Annotated in this window: 19 protein-coding genes; 10 read left to right on the forward strand and 9 right to left on the reverse strand. The window is 73.3% G+C overall.

Annotated elements, in window-relative coordinates:
* Nucleotides 1-144 precede the first annotated feature (144 nt).
* The gene (locus ABZ490_RS20810) at nucleotides 145-1,803 is read left to right on the forward strand and encodes a serine/threonine-protein kinase (RefSeq protein WP_358992029.1); all 1,659 of its coding nucleotides are present in this window, start codon (nucleotides 145-147) and stop codon (nucleotides 1,801-1,803) included.
* A complete protein-coding gene (locus ABZ490_RS20815) occupies nucleotides 1,800-2,684 on the forward strand; it encodes a hypothetical protein (RefSeq protein ID WP_358992031.1) in 885 nt (294 codons plus the stop codon). The genes ABZ490_RS20810 and ABZ490_RS20815 overlap by 4 nt, the downstream gene beginning before the upstream one ends.
* On the opposite strand, the gene ABZ490_RS20820 is transcribed toward ABZ490_RS20815, so the two are convergent.
* From ABZ490_RS20820 to ABZ490_RS20835, 4 genes are all read right to left on the reverse strand, one after another.
* Nucleotides 2,665-3,813, reverse strand: a complete 1,149-nt coding sequence (locus ABZ490_RS20820) for an abortive phage infection protein (RefSeq protein WP_358992033.1) — start codon at nucleotides 3,811-3,813, stop codon at nucleotides 2,665-2,667. The genes ABZ490_RS20815 and ABZ490_RS20820 overlap by 20 nt on opposite strands.
* Before the next feature lie 132 nt (nucleotides 3,814-3,945).
* Nucleotides 3,946-5,172, reverse strand: a complete 1,227-nt coding sequence (locus ABZ490_RS20825) for an aminotransferase class V-fold PLP-dependent enzyme (RefSeq protein ID WP_358992035.1) — start codon at nucleotides 5,170-5,172, stop codon at nucleotides 3,946-3,948.
* Between the two features lie 43 nt (nucleotides 5,173-5,215).
* Complete coding sequence (locus tag ABZ490_RS20830; RefSeq protein WP_199844660.1) at nucleotides 5,216-5,392, reverse strand: hypothetical protein; 177 nt, start codon at nucleotides 5,390-5,392, stop codon at nucleotides 5,216-5,218.
* A 419-nt stretch (nucleotides 5,393-5,811) separates the two neighbouring features.
* Nucleotides 5,812-6,177 (reverse strand): hypothetical protein, encoded by a 366-nt coding sequence (locus ABZ490_RS20835; RefSeq protein WP_358992038.1) that lies wholly within the window; start codon nucleotides 6,175-6,177, stop codon nucleotides 5,812-5,814.
* Between the two features lie 164 nt (nucleotides 6,178-6,341).
* Between ABZ490_RS20835 and ABZ490_RS20840 the strand changes: the two genes are divergently transcribed.
* The 3 genes from ABZ490_RS20840 to ABZ490_RS20850 all read left to right on the forward strand — a co-directional run bounded on the left by ABZ490_RS20840 (nucleotide 6,342) and on the right by ABZ490_RS20850 (nucleotide 7,975).
* Entirely contained in the window at nucleotides 6,342-6,692 is a 351-nt protein-coding gene (locus ABZ490_RS20840; RefSeq protein WP_358992040.1) for a hypothetical protein, read from the forward strand.
* Complete coding sequence (locus ABZ490_RS20845; protein WP_358992042.1) at nucleotides 6,689-7,534, forward strand: hypothetical protein; 846 nt, start codon at nucleotides 6,689-6,691, stop codon at nucleotides 7,532-7,534. Before ABZ490_RS20840 ends, ABZ490_RS20845 begins: the two co-directional genes overlap by 4 nt.
* A gap of 66 nt (nucleotides 7,535-7,600) precedes the next feature.
* Nucleotides 7,601-7,975: a roadblock/LC7 domain-containing protein gene (locus tag ABZ490_RS20850; protein ID WP_358992044.1), complete on the forward strand. Its 375-nt coding sequence runs from the start codon at nucleotides 7,601-7,603 to the stop codon at nucleotides 7,973-7,975.
* Nucleotides 7,976-7,987: 12 nt separating this feature from the next.
* On the opposite strand, the gene ABZ490_RS20855 is transcribed toward ABZ490_RS20850, so the two are convergent.
* A complete protein-coding gene (locus tag ABZ490_RS20855) occupies nucleotides 7,988-8,779 on the reverse strand; it encodes a beta-glucanase (protein WP_358992046.1) in 792 nt (263 codons plus the stop codon).
* 158 nt (nucleotides 8,780-8,937) lie between these two features.
* The gene (locus ABZ490_RS20860) at nucleotides 8,938-9,714 is read right to left on the reverse strand and encodes an SDR family oxidoreductase (protein WP_358992048.1); all 777 of its coding nucleotides are present in this window, start codon (nucleotides 9,712-9,714) and stop codon (nucleotides 8,938-8,940) included.
* A gap of 113 nt (nucleotides 9,715-9,827) precedes the next feature.
* Between ABZ490_RS20860 and ABZ490_RS20865 the strand changes: the two genes are divergently transcribed.
* The gene (locus ABZ490_RS20865; RefSeq protein WP_358992049.1) at nucleotides 9,828-10,445 is read left to right on the forward strand and encodes a TetR/AcrR family transcriptional regulator; all 618 of its coding nucleotides are present in this window, start codon (nucleotides 9,828-9,830) and stop codon (nucleotides 10,443-10,445) included.
* 61 nt (nucleotides 10,446-10,506) lie between these two features.
* Here the strand turns inward: ABZ490_RS20865 and ABZ490_RS20870 are convergent, their stop codons facing one another.
* Nucleotides 10,507-10,770: a WhiB family transcriptional regulator gene (locus ABZ490_RS20870; protein WP_358992050.1), complete on the reverse strand. Its 264-nt coding sequence runs from the start codon at nucleotides 10,768-10,770 to the stop codon at nucleotides 10,507-10,509.
* 218 nt (nucleotides 10,771-10,988) lie between these two features.
* Between ABZ490_RS20870 and ABZ490_RS20875 the strand changes: the two genes are divergently transcribed.
* Both ABZ490_RS20875 and ABZ490_RS20880 read left to right on the forward strand, forming a co-directional pair.
* Entirely contained in the window at nucleotides 10,989-11,876 is an 888-nt protein-coding gene (locus ABZ490_RS20875) for an oxygenase MpaB family protein (RefSeq protein WP_358992052.1), read from the forward strand.
* Nucleotides 11,877-12,064: 188 nt separating this feature from the next.
* Nucleotides 12,065-12,991 (forward strand): SGNH/GDSL hydrolase family protein, encoded by a 927-nt coding sequence (locus tag ABZ490_RS20880; protein ID WP_358992054.1) that lies wholly within the window; start codon nucleotides 12,065-12,067, stop codon nucleotides 12,989-12,991.
* A gap of 13 nt (nucleotides 12,992-13,004) precedes the next feature.
* On the opposite strand, the gene ABZ490_RS20885 is transcribed toward ABZ490_RS20880, so the two are convergent.
* Nucleotides 13,005-16,019 (reverse strand): glycosyl hydrolase, encoded by a 3,015-nt coding sequence (locus ABZ490_RS20885; RefSeq protein ID WP_358992056.1) that lies wholly within the window; start codon nucleotides 16,017-16,019, stop codon nucleotides 13,005-13,007.
* 155 nt (nucleotides 16,020-16,174) lie between these two features.
* Here ABZ490_RS20885 and ABZ490_RS20890 point away from each other — a divergent pair, with 155 nt between their 5' ends.
* Together ABZ490_RS20890 and ABZ490_RS20895 are read left to right on the forward strand one after the other, a co-directional pair.
* Nucleotides 16,175-16,969 (forward strand): 2-phosphosulfolactate phosphatase, encoded by a 795-nt coding sequence (locus ABZ490_RS20890; protein ID WP_358992058.1) that lies wholly within the window; start codon nucleotides 16,175-16,177, stop codon nucleotides 16,967-16,969.
* Nucleotides 16,970-17,035: 66 nt separating this feature from the next.
* Entirely contained in the window at nucleotides 17,036-17,623 is a 588-nt protein-coding gene (locus ABZ490_RS20895; RefSeq protein ID WP_358992060.1) for a HEAT repeat domain-containing protein, read from the forward strand.
* 173 nt (nucleotides 17,624-17,796) lie between these two features.
* Here ABZ490_RS20895 and ABZ490_RS20900 read toward each other — a convergent pair whose 3' ends face one another.
* Entirely contained in the window at nucleotides 17,797-19,350 is a 1,554-nt protein-coding gene (locus ABZ490_RS20900) for an MFS transporter (protein ID WP_358992062.1), read from the reverse strand.
* Nucleotides 19,351-19,440 lie beyond the last annotated feature (90 nt).

Below are 19,440 nucleotides of genomic sequence, written 5' to 3' on the forward strand. Positions count from 1 at the left end.
GCACACGGGTGCGATGTTGCCCGGCCCTCTCGCGATCGACGGCGGGGAGTGCAACCGTGGTGGCCGAAAACGTGTCTCAGCAGCCGTGGCCCGAGCGTTCCCGGGGCCGGAAAGGCGCGGGCGCGCCGTGGAGAGGGGGTGGCGATGAGCACATGGGCCGTACCGGGGTACTCCGAGTCCCTGGAACTGGGTTCCGGAGCCGGCGGGCGGGTGGTGCTCGCCCTGCACGAGCCGACCGGTGTACCGGTGGCCGTGAAGTACCTCAGCGAGTCGCTGCGGACGCGCCCCGGTTTCCTGCGCGGTTTCCGCGCCGAGGCGGAACTGCTCGGCGGTCTGCACAGCCCGTACGTGGCCGGTTTCTACGAGTACGTGGAGGGCACCGAGGGCGCCGCCATCGTGATGGAGCTGGTGGACGGCGTGTCCCTGCGGGCCCTGCTCGCCCGCGAGGGTCCCCTGACGCCGGAGTCGGCGCTGGCCGTCCTGAAGGGCTCGCTGCTCGGTCTGGCCGACGCCCACCGGGCCGGTGTGGTCCACCGCGACTACAAGCCGGCGAACGTCCTGGTCACCCCGGAGGGCGCGTCCAAGCTCGTCGACTTCGGGATCGCGGTGGACGCCGGCCTCAGCGCGGGCGTGGCGGGCACGCCGGCCTACATGGCGCCGGAGCAGTGGACCGGTGCGCCGGCCTCCCCCGCCGGGGACGTGTACGCGGCCACCGCCACGTTCTTCGAGTGTCTGACCGGCCACAAGCCCTACCCCGGCGACAACATGGCCCAGCTCGCGGTGCAGCACGCCGAGGACCCCGTCCCGGTGGAGGAGGTGCCCGAGGCCGTGCGCGCCCTGGTCCGCCGGGGACTGGCCAAGACGGCGGCCGAACGCCCCCCGGACGCGGCGGAGTTCGTGGCGGACCTGGAGCGGGCCGCCGTGGGGCAGTACGGCGAGGACTGGGAGGAGCGCGGCCGGGGACGGCTCGCCGCCCTCGTCGCGTCGCTGCTCTTCCTCCTGCCCTCGGGCCGCACCGGGTCCGGTCTGAGCACCATCAAGGACGAGGCGCGCACCGTGCTCGGCCGGGACGCCTCCGGCGGGCGGCTGCGCCCGTGGCGGCCCACCCTGCCGGGCGCGGCCGTGGCGGCGGCCGCCGTGCTCGTCGCGCTCCTCCTGGGCCAGGGCGTCGGCCAGGGCGCGGGAGCGGCCTCCCGGCAGGAGACCCGGGCGCGGGCCACGACCAGTCCCAGCCAGGTGTCCGACACGGGCCCGCCGCCGACGGCGTCGGCATCGGCATCGGCCTCGCCGTCGGCATCCGCGTCCTCCGCACCGCCCAGCGCCTCTCCGTCGGAGTCGGCCGACGACGGGTCCGCCTCGCCGTCGGCGGTCGCCACCGACCCGTCGGCCTCACCGGACACCTCCTGGTCCGCGCCCGCCCCGAGCGATTCGGCGAGCCCGACGAGCAGCCCGTCCCCGTCGCCGTCCCCGTCCGCCACGACCGCCGTCAAGGACGTCACGGTGTCCTCCTTCCGGCAGACGGGCACCACCACCGCCACCACCACGATCACGGTCACCGCGGACGGCACGGGCCCCGTCACCATCACCCTCGCCTGGTTCACCGGCAACGCGGCCGGACAGGCGGGGACCGCGGACGGCAGTGAGTCGTACCGGCGCAGTGGTGCCCGTCAGTACACGCTGACCGTCGAGCACACCTTCCAGGGAACCGGCTGCTACTGGACCGTGCAGGCCTCCACCAGCCCCGCCTCCGCGGACGGCGGCGCCTCCCAGCAACTCCTGACCCGGGGGTGCCAGCTCCGATGACCACGCCTCACGAGGACTACGACCGGGACGACTACAGCGCCACAGCCCTGGACAGCTTCTGGGTCGAACGCGGCGAGGACGGCACGACCGTGGTGCACGCACGGTCCGACGACGCCACGGCGGTGATCACCCCCGCGACCGACGACCGCACGGCGGTCATGACCCCCGGGGCGGCGGACGGTACGGCGGTGCTGGACGACCGGTCCGAGCACGGTACGGCGGTGCTGGACCACCGCGCCGAGCACGGTACGGCGGTGCTGGACCACCGGGCCGAACACGGCACGGCGTTGACGGCCCCGGGCTCCGACGACCGTACGGCGGTGGCGGGGGCCGGTTCAGGTGGCGGCGAGGCCGTTCCGCGGGGGCGGGTCGACGGGACCGTGCTGCGGTTCGGGCCGGGCGTCACCGCCCGGCCGGGCGCGACCGCGGGGTCGGCGGACGGGGTGCACACGGTGACCGTGCCCGCCGCGCCCCCGGCACGTCGGCACCGTCGGCTGCGCCGGCACGCGCTGCCCGCGCTGGTGCTGGTCGCCGCCGTCCTGTTCCTGCTCTGGCGGCAGTACGACACGCCCGGCCTCTCGGTGAGGGGCGTCTCGGCGGCGGCCGAGCGGGACAGCACCGGCTGCGACGCGACGGCGGACGTCGTGGGCGTCGTCCGCACCGACGGGCACGCGGGCCGGCTCTCCTACCGCTGGGTCCGCAACGACGGCACCCGGTCCGACGTCCTGCACGCCACGGTCGCCGAGGGGCGCCGGGAGGTGCGGGTGCATCTGCTGTGGACCTTCCAGGGACAGGGCCACTACGCGGCGACGGCGGAGCTGCGGGTGCTGTCCCCGGGCGCCAGGACGGCGCGGGCGGTCTTCACGTACGACTGTCCGTAGCGGGTCGGCGGCCACGGGCGGCGGCCGCGTAGTGGCGGGCCAGGGCGTGGAAGGCCTGCTTGGGTTCCCAGTGCCAGTCGGAGCGGGGGTCGCCGGGGCGGTCCTGGACGGTCCGGGTGAGGGCGTAGCTCGCCAGGTCGAGGTCGTGGCGGGGGTCGTCGGCCCGGTGCGGGGCGTCCGGGGTGACGAACTCGAAGGCCATCGCCGCGTACAGGCCCATCGACTCGAAGACCCGCAGCAGGGAGACCACGTGGTCGGCCTGGGTGCGCTCGCTGCGCACGAGGTGGCCCTTGATCTCCGGCGGCCGCTTGTCGAGGTCGACGACGTCCCAGGCCATGCCGCCGGCCTCGGGGGCGCCGCGGTAGGCGCAGGTGCCGAACTCGGTGATGGCCAGCGGCTTGCCGTGGCGCAGATGGCGGCGGAGCTCGCGCACATGGTCGGCGGGGCGTCGATGGGCGGAGTAGTAGTCGATGCCGACCACGTCGAACAGGGACCAGTCGACACGGTCGTCCTCGGCGGCGGCGTAGGAGAGGCGGCCGTCGAAGACGGAGCGGGCGGTGCGGGCGGCGCGGGCCGTGAAGGCGTCGAGTCTGCGCCGGGTGACGACGGGGTCGTAGGCGCCGGTCAGGAGGGCATGGACCCGGTCGAGCACGGTGTCGCCGGGGACGATGCCGGGCACGAACAGCTGGAACTCGCAGCCGACGCTCAGGTCGACGCTCGCCCCTTGGCGGCGCAGTCGCTGGGCGAAGCGGGCGGTCTCGGCGAGGTGTTCGAGGATGTCGCGTTGCGGGATGTCCGCCGGGGTGGGCTGGAGCCATAGGTGCAGTCCGTGTTCGGCCGCCTCGCACGCCGTGGCCCGGAGGCGTTCCACGCCGTCGCCGGTGACGTCGACCGTGTCGGCGTGCAGGTCGTGTCGGACGGCCCGGAGGTCGGCGCGCATCCGGCGGGCGTTCCAGGCGGTCGCCGGGGTCTCGCCCTCCCCCACGGTGTAGACGACACCGCGGTGCCGCAGTCCACGGCGCCCTGCGGCGGCGCGGGCGGCTCCCGCCGGTCCGAGTGCGGCGGCCGCACCTACCGCCGCGGCCCCGCCCAGGAAGCGGGCCCGGCTGATCCCTTCGGTCTTCTCCATGCCTCCACCGTGTCGGGGCGAGGAGGCGCGCGCAGTCGGCCGATGGTCGGTGCGGGTGCGACGAAGGTGGGTGCCTCGGCGGCCGGGACGGGGCCGAACGGGCCGCTCCGGTACCGGAAGTCGGTGTCCGCGCTAGCCGGACGGCTCGCGGGCCCAGCGTTCCACGACCGGTACGCAGGTCTCGGCGAAGTGCTCGTAGTCCTCGGGCGTGTTGTAGACATGGGCGGACAGGCGGAGGTAGCCGAGGCCGTCGAAGCTGGTGAACGCGGCCTCGACGCCCAGTTCGGCGGGCGCCCGGTCGCGGAGCGCGTCGGCCGCGATCCGGTCGGCCCCCAGACCGCCGGGCAGGCGGACCAGGCGCATCCCGGGGACGGGCATGCCCACGTCGACCGGTTCGGACGGGGTCCCGGAGCGGGCGAAGGCGTCCGCGACGACCCGGGCGCCGTACTCCGCCAGGTCGTCCATGTAGCGGCGGGCCGTGTCCCAGCCCCAGGTGTCGTCGATGAACCGCAGGGCGGTGGGCGCGGCCAGGGCGCCGGTGGCGTCGAGGGTGCCCTGGTGGTCGAAGCGGTCCGGGAAGGGCTCGGACGCGCCCCAGGAGTCGATCAGCGGGTGGAGGTCGTCCCGCAGGGGGCCGCGGGCGACGAGTACGGCCGAACCGCGCGGTGCGCAGCCCCATTTGTGCAGGTTGCCGACCCAGGCGTCACAGTCGAGGCCGGCGAGGGGCGCGGCGAGGAGGCCGGGGGCGTGCGCGCCGTCGACGAGCAGGGGGATGCCGCGACGTGCCGCCTCGGCGGCGACGCGCTCGACGGGCAGCAGCCGGGCCGTGGCGGAGGTGATCTGGTCGAGGACGATGAGCGCGACCTGATCGTCCACCTCGGCCAGCACGGCCCGGTGCGCCTGGTCGGCGTCGGCGGCGAGCGGCACCCGTGCGGTGCGCACCCGGCCGCCCCAGCGGCGGGCGAGCCGTTCGGCGCCCATGGTGACGGCGCCGTAACCGTGGTCGGTGACCACGATGTCCCCGCCGGGCCGGTCGGCGAGCGCGGCGAAAACGACACTGGCCCCGGCGCTGGCGTTCGGGACGAGCGCCAGGTCCTCGGGGTCGGTGCGCAGCCGGCCGGCGATCTCCGTGCGCGCGGCCGCGAGCCGTGCGGGCAGGGTGGGGAACCAGACGACGGGGGCCCGTTCCATCTCGGCGCGCAGCGTGTTCTGGCGTTCCTGCGCCACGCCCGGGACCGCGCCGAACGAGCCGTGGTTGAGGTGGCGCAGGCCGGGGTCGAGGGTCCAGGCCGCCGCCGCGGGCCGGCCGTCGGGCAGCGTCAGCGGACGGGGCGCGGTGAGGACGTCGCCCTCGCTCATGCTGTTCCCCCTTCGCGCTTCGAGATGGGTCGCGGTCCGGGGGTCAGGAGAAGAAACCCCTGGGTGCGGGCAGTCCGGGGCTGATCGAGGGGCCGCCGGCCATGACGCGGTCCAGGTCGCGCTTGATGCGTTCGGCCTCGCCGCGCACCTGGGCGGGGATGTCGCCGCGTTCACTGACGAGGCGGTGGTAGATCGGCGTGTCGTCGAAGACGGAGAACACGGTGGCTCTGCTTTCGTGGACGGTCGGACGGGCCGACGCGGTGGAACGGCTTCGGACACGGCACCGATCCGGCGGGCGGATCGGCGCTGCCGTGACGTCGCCTGACGGCCCCGCAGCGAAACCGGTGTCGGCGACATCATCGCATTGTCCCCGGTTCGGCCCTTGCCGAAGACCATGGATGCTCGTCCGTGACAAATCGGAGACTTTGACTCCGGTTTCATGGTGCAGCGATGCCGCAACTATGCGCTAAGCTAAGGCCAGAGCTGAAGAGCGGAACTGCCGTTCCTCGGTGATGCGTTGGTGGTCCAAGGAAAGACGCCCCGCTTCCTGCGGGGAAATGCAGGTGCAAGGCCTGCCCGGCGCTCGGATACGGACCCCCGTACCACTTCCGTGGTGCGGGGGTCCGTCTGTTACCGGGTTCAGATCTCGAGTTCGGATTCCAGCGCCTTGAGCCGGTGCCGGGCGAGGGCGAGGTTGCTGCGGCCGCGGTCCAGCGCGAGGTACAGGAAGAGCCCGCCGCGCGCCCGGGCCAGGGGCCTGATCAAGTGGTACTGCGTGCCGAGGGTGATGAGGATGTCCTCGATCTCCTCCTGCAGACCGAGCGACTTCAGCGTGCGCTGCTTGGCCCGGACGACCTCGGTGTTTCCGGCCGCGGCCAGCTCCAGGTCCAGCTGGGGCCCGCCGCCCAGGATACCGAGCGACATCCCGCTCTCGTAGTCGACGAGGGCCACCCCCAGGGCACCCTCGATGCTCATCGCTTCCTTGAGCGTGCTCTCAATGTTCACGCTGGTGCCTCATTTCCGTACAGACCGACCGGTGTTGATCGTTTACAACGACAGCCAGTGTTATTCCTGGAAGCGTTGATATCGAACGAGCACATCTTTGGCCAGTCTTGCGATAGTTGGCAAATAAAGTACTGTGCTCGGCAGGGCAAGCGAAGGGGCAACCAATGGCTCTACTCGAGACCGCCCTCACCCGAGTTCTGCAGACGCCCGGCATCGCCGGTGCCGCTGTGGTGGACTCGGTGACGGGCCTCTCCTACGCCTCGCTGGGGGAAACGGGCGCGAGCCAGGACGCCCACGACCTCGTCGGTCTCGCCGACGGCGGTCTCCGGCAGGCGGGATGCGCCGACGAGCTGGAGAGCATCGTCGTGACCACCCCGAGCACACACCATGTGACCCTGAGCGTCGCCCGGGACCGCGATCCGGTCCTGCTGTGCGCGACCGTGGACCGGGACCGGACCAACCTGGCCTGGGTGCTCCAGGACCTCACCCGGCACGCGGACGCGCTGCTGGCATGAGCCGGAACGACGACGCCGAGAAGTCCCCCGCCCCCCGCAACCTCCCCTCCCTTCTGTCCGGCCTGCACGCGCAGCGCCGCTCCTGCACCGTCTCCGTCACCGGCAGTCCCGGCGGCACCCTGCACGTCCGCGAGGGCCTGGTGGTCGCCATGGAGACTCCGGGCGCTCCCGGGGCCGAGGCGATCCTGCTCAAGTCCGGCCGCCTCACGGAGGAGGCGTGGACGGCCGTCCGCGCCACCGACAGCACCCACGAGCATCTGGCGCGGGAGCTGGTCGCCGCCGGGCTGATCGGCGCCGGGGAGCTGGAGGTCGTCTGCCTGGGCGCCCTGTTCGACGCGGCCTTCGCCCTGTCCCTCAACCGGCCGGCGGACTGGGAGGTCGGCGATCCCGTCCCCGTGCTGCACGCCGGAGCCGGGGTGCCTCCGGAGCGCCTGGTCGCCGAGACGACGCGCCGCTTCGGGATGCTGGAGAAGGAGCCCGGCACCATCGCGCGGTCCGCCCGTGACCGTGTCCACCCGACCTCCTCCGCCGGCCTGCCGGAATCCACCGCCCGCCTCTCCCCCCGTCACCTGGACCTCCTGACCGCGGTCGACGGTCGCCGGACACCCCGTGACCTCGCGTTCTCGCTGGGCCGCGGACTGTTCGCCGTCCTGCTCGACCTCCGGCATCTGCTCGGGCTGCGACTCGTCGAGTACGCGACCCCGCCGGGCGCCGCCGGACGCCCGAGCACCGCGCCCCGTACCCCCGCCGCCGCCCCGCCCGTCCCCGCGACGACCGGACTCCCCCGGCGCCTGCCGCGCCGCGCCGACTCCCCGCCGGCCTCCCCCGGACACCGCGCCTGACCCGGCCGGTTCCCCCGTCGCGCCCGTCCCGTCCCCGCCCGCACCGCTCACCAGGAAGAAGACAACATGAGCGACCCCGTGAACGACATCCTCATCTCCTTGCGGGACAAGGTGATGGGTGTCACCGAAAGCACCCTCGCCACCGTCGACGGGCTGGTGGTCGCCAGTGACGTCAGCAAGACACACGCGGAGTCCATGGCCGCCGTCGCCGCGGCCACCCTGTCCCTCGGACGCCGCCTGGCCGACCAGGCCTCCACCGGCACCCTGCGCGAGATGAGCGCCCAGTGCAGCGCCGGGCATGTGATCGTCACCGCGGTCGGGGAGCGCGCGCTGCTCGCCGTCATGGCGGACGAGGGCCTGGACCTGGCCGCGTTCCGCCGGGAGATGCCCGCGCTGGTGGCGGAGCTCGGCGGCATCCTGGACGCCGACACGCCGGACTAGCGGCCCGCCGGCTCATACCGGATCACCTTCGGCCTCCACCTCCCCGGCCCCTTCGGTCCCCTCCGCGCACTCGGGTTCGTCGTCGTCCTCCTCCAGCAGATAGGGCGGACGCATGACCACGAGGCGCGACACCTCGTACGACATCTCGGTGACCCCGGGTTCGGGCGGTGGGTGGTACCGGCCCGCGCACACCGACAGGTTGACGATCAGGTACGCGTACCAGCCGCGGCCCACCCCCCGCCGGTCGACGAACACCTGCCGGCCGTTGACCCACCAGACGACGGACCGTCTGCCGAACTCGACCCGCAGGTCGATCCAGGCGCCGGGGCGGATCGCCGGGTCCCGGTAGTAGAAACCGCCGCCGCGGACGTGGTTGCTCAGCTCCAGCAGATCGGGGTTGTCGGGGTGGTACTCGAAGACGTCGATCTCCTGGTCGCCGTCCCGCCAGGTCCAGATCGCGGGCCAGGCCCCCATCTCGTACGGCAGTCTCACCCGTGCATCGAGCACGTCACCGGTCTGGACGGTGAAGGCCTCCTCGCTCCCCTCCGTGGTGAGCAGACCCGCGTTCCACCTCCCGTCGCGGCGACGGGTGGCCCGGAACGTCCCCGACCGGGAGTAGGCGGGATCCGAGACCAGGTAGTCCAGTTTGTTGTCGTCGGGATTGATCGGTCCGCCGTTCGGATACGCCCACGAACGCCCCGCCACCCACTGGCTGGTGGAGGTGAAGTCCGCGGTGAGGACGGCCGCGGGTCCGCGCCGGGCCGCGGTGGCCTCGGGCGAACTGTCGGATGCGGGATTCTCCATGGCCGGATGCTGCTCCGCATATGTCCAGGGCATGCGGGTGGGCGGCGGATCCGCCGCGAGGACAACCCGTGTGAGTGACGGCCGCAGCGTGTCGCGCCTCGCGGTATGAAAAATGGCTCCCAGCAGCGGGAACGCCGACCGGCGGCTGCCGCCACCGCTCAGGCGATGCCCCCGTTGGCGAACAGGACCTGTCCGTTGATCCAGCGGCCCGGGCCGGCGAGGAAGGCCACGGTGGTGGCGATGTCCTCCGGGGTGCCGAGGCGCTCCAGCGGGGGCTGCGCGGCGAGGCGCGCGATCGCCTCCTCGTCCTTGCCCTCCAGGAAGAGCGGGGTGGCGGTGGGCCCGGGGGCGACGGCGTTCACCGTGACGTCCCGGCCGCGCAGCTCACGGGCGAGCACCATCGTCATGGCCTCCACGGCCCCCTTGCTCGCCGCGTAGGCGGCATAGCCGGGGAAGGCCAGCCGGGTCACGGAGGTGGAGAAGGTGACGACGGCGCCTCCGGCACGGACCCGCCGGGCCGCCTCCCGGGCCACCACGAACGTGCCGCGCACATTGGTCCGCGTCAGACGGTCGAAGGCGTCGAGATCGTACGCGGCGACCGGGCCGACGATCATGACGCCCGCGGTGTGGACCACGACGTCGATGCCGCCGAAGGCCCGCTCCACCGCGTCGAACGCCGCGGTCATCGCGTCCTCGTCGGCGACGTCCCCGCCGACCGCGACCGCGCTGCCGCCGACCGCCTCGACGGCGGCGACGGTCTCGTCCGCCGCGGCCCTGTTGCCCGCGTAGTGCACGCCGACGGCCATCCCGTCGGCGGCGAGCCGCCGGGCGACGGCCCGGCCGATGCCACCGGAGGCACCGGTGACGAGGGCGACCCGCGCAGGGGTCCGCTTGGTCTCGGTCTCGGTCTCGCTCCCCGTCCGGGTCTCGGACATGGTCCTTGCCTCCCACTCACTAATGAACGATGCGTCCATATAAACATGTGGTGAACGCCGCGTCCATATGTCAGGGTGGGCCGATCGGACGAAACACGGGAGGACGGCGCCGTATGACGGAGTCAGCACAGTCGGCACGGCCCGCCCGACCCGCTCGGCGCGGTCGTGGACGACGGCCCGCCGACGAGGTGCGCGCCGACGTCCTCGACGCGGCCGGTGCCCTGCTGCTCGAAGGGGGCATGGGCGCGTTCACCATCGAGGGTGTCGCCGAGCGGGCCGGTGCCAGCAAGACCACGATCTACAAGTGGTGGCCGTCGAAGGGGGCGCTCGCGCTCGACGGCTACTTCCACGCCGTGGAGTCCGCGCTCGCCTTCCCGGACACCGGCGATCTGGAGGCCGACCTGACGGCACAGCTGCGGTCGTTCGTCCGGGTGCTCACCGGGACCCCGGCCGGCCGGGTGATCGCCGAACTGATCGGCCAGGCCCAGACCGACCCGGACCTCGCCGCCGCCCTGGCGCAGCGCTACTCCCTCCCGCGCCGGGAACTGGCGGTCCGGCGGATGGGGCGGGCACGGGAGCAGGGGGAGCTGCGGGCCGACGTCGATCCCGAGGTGCTCGTGGATCAGCTCTGGGGCGCCTGCTACCACCGGCTGCTGCTGCCCGGACCGCCCCTCACCGAGGAGTTCGCGACGAGCCTGGTCGGCCATCTGCTGCGCGGTGTGCGCGCCTGACCGGCACACGGGCGGGGCCCGCCGAGCGGCACACGGACGGGTCCCGCCGAGCGGCATCCGGTCAGGGCCCGGCGACCGGCGGCCGGCTCGGCCGGAGACCGCGGCGCTCCCCGGCCGTCATCGCACCCCACACCCCGTGCCGCTCGCCGTGCCGGACCGCCCAGGTCCCGCAGGCGCGCATCACCGGGCAGCTGCGGCAGACCGCCCGCGCCTGCTCGATCTGCCGCCGGGACGGGCCGTCCTCACCGATCGGGAAGAACAGCTCGGGGTCCTCGGAACGGCAGGCCGCCGCCTCACGCCAGTTCAAGGAGGGGAAGGAGTTCATCGGCACCTCCGGCGACCGCTTCGCCGACTCCGCAGGGCAGCCCGGCCGCACGACGACGCCGTTCGACGCCCTCTGACGCCCTTCGCATCTGCGGACCCGGCGGAGGTAGAAAGAAATATAGGCACTTCGAACCGTTTGGGCCATGGCCGCGGAGGACGCGGTTCCGGGCGGTGGGCGGCGACGGGCGCCCCCGCGGCGACGAGGAGGTCACGGCACCCATGAGACCGGCCGAAGCCGGGGGCCGCGGCCCCCGTGAGCGTCTGGGCGAGGGCCTGTTCAGCCGCGTCGCCGGGCCGGACGGCGCCCGCCGCCGGGCCCGTATCCACGGCACGCCCGGCCCGCGCTGGTTCGGACCGGAGCGTCCGGTCCGCCGGGTGCACGGGGACGCCTCCATGTTCATCGGCGGTCTGTCCGCGCTGCTCCTCCAGTCGCTGCATCCGCTCGCCATGGCCGCCGTCGCCGCCCACTCGGGATACCGGGGCGACCCCTGGGGCCGGCTCCAGCGCACGAGCACCTTCCTGGCCACGACGACATACGGCACCGCCGAACACGCCGAGCAGGCGTGCGCCCGGGTGCGGGCGGTGCACGAGCGGGTGCGGGGACTCACCGCGGACGGAGAGCCGTACCACGCCTCCGATCCCCATCTGCTCGGGTGGGTGCACCTCGCCGAGACGGACAGCTTCCTGCGCGCCCATCAGCGCTACGGCGCGCGTCCCCTGTCGGACGACGAGTGCGACGGCTATGTCGAGGACATGGCGCGGGTCGCGCGGGAGCTGGGCGTCCCCGACCCGCCCCGCGACCGGGCGGAACTCGCGGAGCGGCTGGCCGCGTACCGTCCCGAGCTGGCGGTCACCGCACAGGCCCGGGAGGCCGCGCGTTTCCTGCTGCTGCACCCTCCGGTACCGCTCGTCGCCCGGCTCCCCTACGGGGTGCTCGCCGCCAACGCCGTGGCGCTGCTGCCGCGTTGGGCCTCCGAGCAACTGCGGCTGCCCAGGCTGCCGTTGGTCGAGGACGTCTGCCTGCTGCCGCTCGGCCGCGCCACGACCGCGACGATCCGCTGGGCGATGGCACCGGCCCGGCAGCGGGTGACCTCGGCCGGCGGCTGATCCCGTGACGGACGGCTCGCCCCCGCGGGCCCCGGCCCCTCGGCATCCCGTACAGACGCGCGAACACAGTCCTTCCCACCTCTGGCCCTGGCGGGCTACCGGGCGGTATACAAACTCCGTCGAACAGCACGGCGGCCGTCCGGGCCGCCGGCGCCGGCCCGGACGGGCTCGGAGGGGGAGGAGCTGTGATGCAGCGCGAGGGACGCGGAGAGGCTGCGGTCGGACAGCGTCGCAGAGGGGTCACCTTCCTTGCGGTCCTGGGTGGTTGTGCCCTGGTCGCCGCATCGGCGGTGCCCGCGGCGGCACACGGGGGCGGGGGCGGGGGCGGCGGGAAGTCGAAGGCGTACGTGGCCCTCGGGGACTCGTACACCTCCGGTCCCCTCATCCCCCAGCAGACGGACGCGAATTGCGCCCGGTCCGACCACAACTACCCGTCGCTCGTGGCCGCGCGGCTCGGTACCACACCCTTCAAGGACGTCAGCTGCTCCGGGGCGACGACCGCGGAGATGTGGAAGGCACAGGGCACCAACGGTCCCCAGCTCGACGCGGTGGGCCGCAACACCGACCTGGTGACCGTGCAGATCGGCGGCAACGACGTCGGTTTCGGCACCATCATCGGGACCTGCGCCGCGCTGGCCGCGCAGGACCCGGCCGGCAGCCCCTGCCAGAAGTACTACGGGGCCTCCGGGGTCGACCAGTTGAGCGTCACGATCGCCCGGACGGCGCCCAAGGTGGCCCAGGTGCTGCGGGACGTGCACCGCCGGGCGCCGCACGCGCGGGTGCTCGTCGTCGGCTATCCGGACCTCCTGCCCGACGACGGCAGCGGCTGCGCCCCCTCGGTGCCTTTCGCGGCGGGGGACTTCCCCTACCTCCGGGACACCGAGAAGCGCCTGAACCTGATGCTGCGTCTGGTGGCGTACGGGAGCCGGGCGGAGTACGTCGACACCTACGGGCCGACCGTCGGGCACGACATGTGCAAGCCCGCGGCGGACCGCTGGATCGAACCGCTCCGGCCCGCCTCCCCGGCGGCTCCCGCCCACCCCAACGCCAAGGGCGAGGCCGCCATGGCCGAGGCCGTCCTGCACCGCATCGGCAAGGGGCGGCCCGGCCGCTGACGCGCCCCTTCGGTCAGGACAGCACCCGGCGGGCGTACGGCACCAGCCGCACCGGCCCGGACAGTCCGTGGTCCTGGCGGGCGACGGTACCGAAGACGGCGGGCTGCGCGACCCTGAGGCGGTTGACGAGCGGGGTCGCGACCTCCACCTCGATCAGGTTCCGGCCGGGGCGCAGCAGCGCGCCGACCTCCACCACGGGGTGGAGCCGGTCGACCGCCGGGGCGCGTGTCCCGTTCACCGTGACCCGTACGGTGTCGCTGACCTGGCCGAGCTCCAGCCGGGCGTCGTGGGCGGCCGTCCAGTCGTCCGGCAGGGTGACCGTCGTACGGTAACGGCCGATGCCGGCGGAGTCGGCGAGGTCGGGGATGCGTGACCAGGGCAGCAGGGTGTCGAGCGCGAGGGTGCGGCGCAGGCGTTCGGTCTGCGTCGGACCGGCTCCCGGCGACCAGTCCTCGACCTCCAGGTCCCAGCGCTCCGGGGTGATCGGGTCGGGCACGGACGCGACGGTGGCGGTGACGGTGCGCCCCGTGGACAGCCGGGTGGTGTACGTGCCGGGCGCGGCCGCACGGATCGTCAACCCCCTCTCCGTGTAGAGGACTTCAGGGGCATCGGTGCTGACGGCATGCGGGCGGTTCCCTTGGCGGTCGCCGAAGAGGCCGGGGCGGCCGAGTGCCACGATCACGGCCTGTCCGGGCTGGAGGGCGACCCGCAGGGTGACGTCGTCGCCGTCCTCGGTGTAGCGGGCGAGGCGCACGGCCCGGCCGGTCCAGGGGTCGAGCAGATACGGCACGCCCGTGCGGCCCCGGGTGCGGCGCAGCGTGACGTCGTGGTCGATCGCGGCCACGGGCGGCTTGACGGTCTCCGCGTGCTTGCCGTTGCAGAGGTAGTAGAAGTCGGCGTCCCCGGTGGCGCGGTGGGCGTTGAGGAGGGTGGACGCGGTGGCGTGGCGCACGTCCGGGGTGACGCCCAGCCCGGCGAGGGCGTCACCGACGGCCGCCTTGTCGGTGACGCGGACGACGGTGGGAAGGGCGAGCAGACGGGCGAGGATCTCCCGCAGCCCTTCCGTCTCGCCCTCGTCCGGCACTCCGGGGGTGAGCGCCTGGTCGAAGGCGCCCAGCAGGACTACGGGTAGTCCGGCGCGGGCCAGGGCGAGCAGTCGGCGGGCGTCGGTGAGGGCGAGGGTGGGGGTGGAGCCGTAGAAGAAGTCCCCTTCGACGAACAGGGCCTTGTAGGCGGGGCCGTCGGGGGCGAGACGCCCGCCGCGCACGGTGGCGTTCGGCAGGTTCAGCAGGGGGCCGCTGAGGAACTGGTGGGTCCAGCCGAGCGGGACCCCGGTGGCGGTGAACCAGGAGGCGCCGATGCCGGTCGCGGTGTAGCCGGTCTGGCGGAGGATCGCGACGTCCGCGCGGGCGGTGCCGGACTGCAGGACGGTGTGGACGCGGCCCAGGTAGTCGGCGATGTCGTTCAGATGGCGCCAGGTCGGCTGGCGCGGTCCCCATGACTCGCCGTACCCGGGTGTGCCGTTGTACGGGCTGAAGGCGGCGAAGCCGGGCCAGCTCGCCCCGGGGACGGTGGCGTAGGAGAAGCCGTGGACGACGGTCTGGTTGACGCCGGCCGCGTAGGCGCCGCCCATGGTGCGCAGGAAGCGGTCCCACGTGGTGCTGTAGGCCGACCCGTTGTAGGCGCCGGCCTCGCAGGACAGCACGGTCTGCCCGGCCATGTCCCGGCCGCCGGCCAGACAGCGGTGGTCGTCGAGGTTCTTGAAGCCGAGGGACTCGCCCTCGGGGATGTCGAGGATCGCGGCCGAGGCGATGGCGTCGGTCTGGAGGCCGTAGGGCTGGGCGCGCAGTTCCATGCCCAGGGAGTGGGCCCAGTCGCGCAGGGCGCGGACGTGGTGCCGGTTGAAGAGGCCGGAGACGGTCTCCCAGAAGTCGTGCCGGATCTGCCGGGTCAGCTGGGCCTCGAAGGCGAACACCTGGTTGGAGCCGTCGAGGATCACTGCGGGCAGATACGGCAGCAGGGCGCGTCCGGTGTGCTTCTCGAAGGCCTCGGGCAGAGCGGGAGTCCAGGCCGGCCCGGCGGTCTCCAGCTCCACGGAGTCCTCGAAGAAGGCGCCGCCGGCCGCCCGCAGCAGGGAGCGCAGGGAGGGCGTCAGGATCTCCCGCTCCCAGAACCGGGTGACGGCGGCGGTGCCGGCCGCGCTGAGGTGGTCGACGACGTAGGCGGCGGGCGCGGAGTGGGGGCCGGACTCGGGCTGCTGGGCCGAGCCGCGCAGCCAGTAGGCGATCAGCACCCAGTCGCCGTCGTCCGGCGCGGTCCAGGCGAGGCCGGTGTCGGTGACGGTCGCGGTGAGGTCGCGGACGCTGGAGGGGTCGAGGCCGGTCTCCTTGCGGGTGGAGTACGCGGGCTCGATCCGGGCGGCCTGCACGGCAAAGAGTGTCTGGCGGTTCACGCCGCTCGCGGGGGCGTGGCCGGGCGGGGGCACGGGTCCCTCGTAACGGGCTCCGGCGGTCAACTGCACGCGGCCGAGGACGAGTTCGCGGGCGGCGGCCTCGTCGTCCGGGGTGAGGCCGGGGACGGCGACGGGCCAGCTGGGGCCCAGTGTGAGGTCGAGGGTGAGGCCCCGGCGGGCGGCGCGGCGCAGGGCCGCCTCGACACCCTCGCGCCACGGCCGGCTCGCCCAGCCGTGGTGGGCGGTGTCGAGGACCGACTTGTCCTTGACGCTGTGGTGGACCGCGGCGATCTCGGCACCGCCGAACCCGGCGTCGGCGATCGCGTCGACCTCACGGGCGATCTCGTCGGCGTCGACCAGACCGTCGGGCCACCACCAGCGGAACCGGGGGCGCAGGCCGCGCACCGGATCGGCGAACCAGTCGGCGGACGGGCCGGGGCCGTGGGCGGTCTGCGGCGCTCCCGCCCCTGCTGCGGCGGCGGATCCCGGCCCCGCCGCCGCGACGGCTCCCGCCGTGAGGCCGACGGCCAGGACGGTACGGCGGGACGGACCGCGCGACGAGACGCTCTCCGGCACAGGATGCTCCCCAGGGTGGTGACCACGAGAGTGAGTGATTGAATCGTTTCAATCACCTTCTCAAAACGCCGGAACGTTATGCCGGGCTCTCACACAGGGTCAAGAGGCGTGCAGCGGTGCCTTGTTGGGGCGCCGGTCGGGTGGATGATGCCGGGATGGAGCAACGTTTCATCGGGACAGCGGAATGGGACGGCGCGCGGTCCGGGGCCCCCGAGGCGGTCGTCGTGATCGACGTGCTGCGCGCCTTCACGACGGCCTCCTGGGCGTTCGCGCGAGGTGCCGAGCGGATCGTCCTGGCCGGGTCGCTGGAGGAGGCCCGTGCCCTGAAGTCCGTTCACCCGGACTGGCTCACGCTCAAGGACGGACCGCCCGAGCCGGGCTTCGACACCGTCAACTCCCCCGCTCTCGTACGGTCCCTGGACCTGACGGGACGCACCCTCGTCCAGAAGACGACCAACGGCACTGTCGGCACCCTCGCCGCGCGCGACGCGCCGCTGCTGCTGTGCGCCGGCTTCACCGTGGCCGCGGCGACCGCCGACGTACTGCGTGCGGTACGCCCCCGGCAGGTGACGTACCTGATCACCGGCGGTGGCGGACGCGCCGAGGAGGACCTCGCCTGCGCCCGGTACATCGCCGAGCTGGCCGCCGGGCCCGTCGGATGTACGGCGGACCCGGTGCCGTATCTGCACCGCGCGGCCGCGTCCGCCGCCGCGGCCGACATCGCCGACGGGGTCCGGCGCGGCTACCCCGGGGTCCACCCGGGGGACACGGCGCTGTGCCTGGAGGCGGATGTGCACGACTTCGCGATGGCCGCGCGGGTGGAGGAGGGGAGCGTGGTGCTGCGGCGCCGGGACGGGGATGGGGACCGGTACCGGGACGGAGACAGGGACCGGGACAGGAACAGGGACAGGGACCGGGACAAGGACAGGGACCGGGACAGGGACCGGTGAACTGCGGAGAATCCGGGCGGGAAAAACCCTTTGCCCGGATTATCCGTACGAGTCGAGACTGAGGGCATGCTCGGATTCGTGAGGACCGACGACGAGGCGCTCGTCTCGTGCCTGGGTGACCCCCAGCGCACGGTGGCGGCGTACCGCGAGCTGCTGCGGCGCGGGGAGCGTGCGGTGAGCGCGATCCGCGTCGGCCTGCGTGACGCGGATCCCGCGGTGCGTGAGGGCTGTTGCCGCCTTCTCGATCATCTGGTCGACACCGGATCGATGGGCGAACTCGTCGCGATGGCGGACGATCCCGACGCCCGCGTCAGGATCGCCGCGTTCCATGCGCTGGCCTGCGACCGCTGCAAGGGCGACACCTGCGCCCCGGGCCCGGACCAGGTCCTCGAACCCGCCCTCCGCCACCTCCTCTCGGACCCCGACCCACAGGTCCGCTCGAGGGCCGCCGAACTGGTCGGCAAGTTCGCCCACTCCGACGCACGCGCGGTCGCGGCCTTGCAGGAGTCCCACGCGAACGACCCGAGCCGCGCGGTCCGGAAGAAGGCGGGCTGGTACGCACCCGGCGGCACCATCCACCGGCGAACGGCTCCGACGGCGACCAGGGTGCGGAACGGTTCCTGGAGGCGTCCCGGTTCACCATCGGCGACGTAGCGTGTCAGGGACGACTCCAGCAGCTCCAGGAACTGCCGCAGGTCGTCCGCCAACGACATAGGGGTGATCAAGTCGGCACGGACGAGGGCGACTTGGGCAAGAAGGTGTGCAGCGGTCTGATCTGCGTGGCCGGGCGGACGGGTGTCATGGGCGCCCTGAGCGGCCAAAGCCCGTCAGACCCCCGGGGGTCCCGGGCTGCCCTGGAGGCGTTCCAGGTCCGAGGGGCGTACCTGGATGACCACGATGGCGATCAGGGCGGCGAGGGCCGTGAAGATCGCGGCCATGATGAAGGCGGCCGAGACGCCGGCGGTGAGGACGTGGTCGGACCAGGGGGCCGGGAGTTGGCCCGTGTGCTGGAAGCGCAGGCGTTCGGCGGGGGTCGCCTGGGCGAGGAAGGCGGGGATCTGGTCGTTCGCCTCGTTGCGACTGGCCGTGCCGTACATGGTGACCAGGATGGACAGGCCGAGCGAACCGCCCACCTGCTGGGTCGCGTTGAGGAGGCCGGAGGCCGCGCCTGTCTCCGGCGTGGGGACGTTGGAGAGCGCCATCAGCGTCAGTGACACGAACTCCATGCCCATCCCGAGGCTGAAGACGAGCATGGGGCCGAGGATGCTGCCCGCGTAGGTGGAGTCGACGTTCGTGAGCGTGAGCCAGCCCAGACCGGCCGCGGCGAGGATCGCGCCGCCGACCATGAAGGGCTTGGGGCCGTACGTCGGCAGGAACCGCGACGCAAGTCCGGCGCCGACCGCGATGACCGCGCTGACCGGCAGGAACGCGAAACCCGCGGCGAGCGGGCTGAACCCGAGCACGTTCTGGACGAAGAGCGTCAGGAAGAAGAACATGCCGAAGATCGCGGCGGCCAGACAGAGCATGATGCCGTACGTGCCCGCCCGGTTGCGGTCGGCGAACATGTGCAGCGGGGTGATCGGCTGCCGGGAGCGCCGCTCGATCAGGATGAACACGGCGAGGACGACGACCGCCGCGCCGAACGAGGCGAGCGTGAGGGCGTCGCGCCAGCCGTCCTGTCCGGCTCTGATGAAGCCGTACACCAGCAGCACCATGCCGACGGTGGAGGTGAAGGCGCCCGCGAGGTCGAAGCGGCCCGGGTGGCGTTCGGACTCCTTGATGTAGCGGGGCGTGGCGAGCGCGATGAGCAGGCCGATGGGGACGTTGACGAACAGCACCCACCGCCAGTTCAGGTACTCGACGAGGATGCCGCCGGCGAGCAGGCCGATCGCGCCGCCGCCCGCCGAGACCGCCGCGAACACCCCGAAGGCCCGGTTGCGTTCGGGTCCCTCACGGAAGGTGGTGCTGATCAGGGCGAGGGAGGTCGGGGAGGCGATGGCCCCGCCGACGCCCTGGAGGGCGCGCGCGGACAGGAGTTGGGCCTCGTTCTGGGCGAGTCCGCCGAGCAGGGAGGCGAGGACGAACAGCAGCACGCCGACGATGAACACGCGCCGTCTGCCGAGGATGTCGCCCGCCCGGCCGCCGAGCAGCAGCAGCCCGCCGAAGGTCAGCGTGTAGGCGTTGACGACCCACGACAGACTGGTGGTGGAGAAGTCCAGGGCGCGCTGGATGTCCGGGAGCGCGATGTTCACGATGGTGATGTCGAGGACCACCATCAACTGGCACGAGGCGATGACCAGCAGCGCCATCGCGTGTCCGCCACCGCCGTTCTGCGGGGCGGTGGTCTCGGTCGCGGGGGTCGGCTGCGGAGCACTGGTCATGACGTCGTGTCGCCCGCCCGGAGCGGGCTGGAGGGAGATGACCGTGGACGGTGGTGCCCAGGGTCGGATCCACCGTTCGACCGTACGCCC

This window comes from Streptomyces sp. NPDC005811 (assembly GCF_040630405.1).
Classification (GTDB): domain Bacteria; phylum Actinomycetota; class Actinomycetes; order Streptomycetales; family Streptomycetaceae; genus Streptomyces.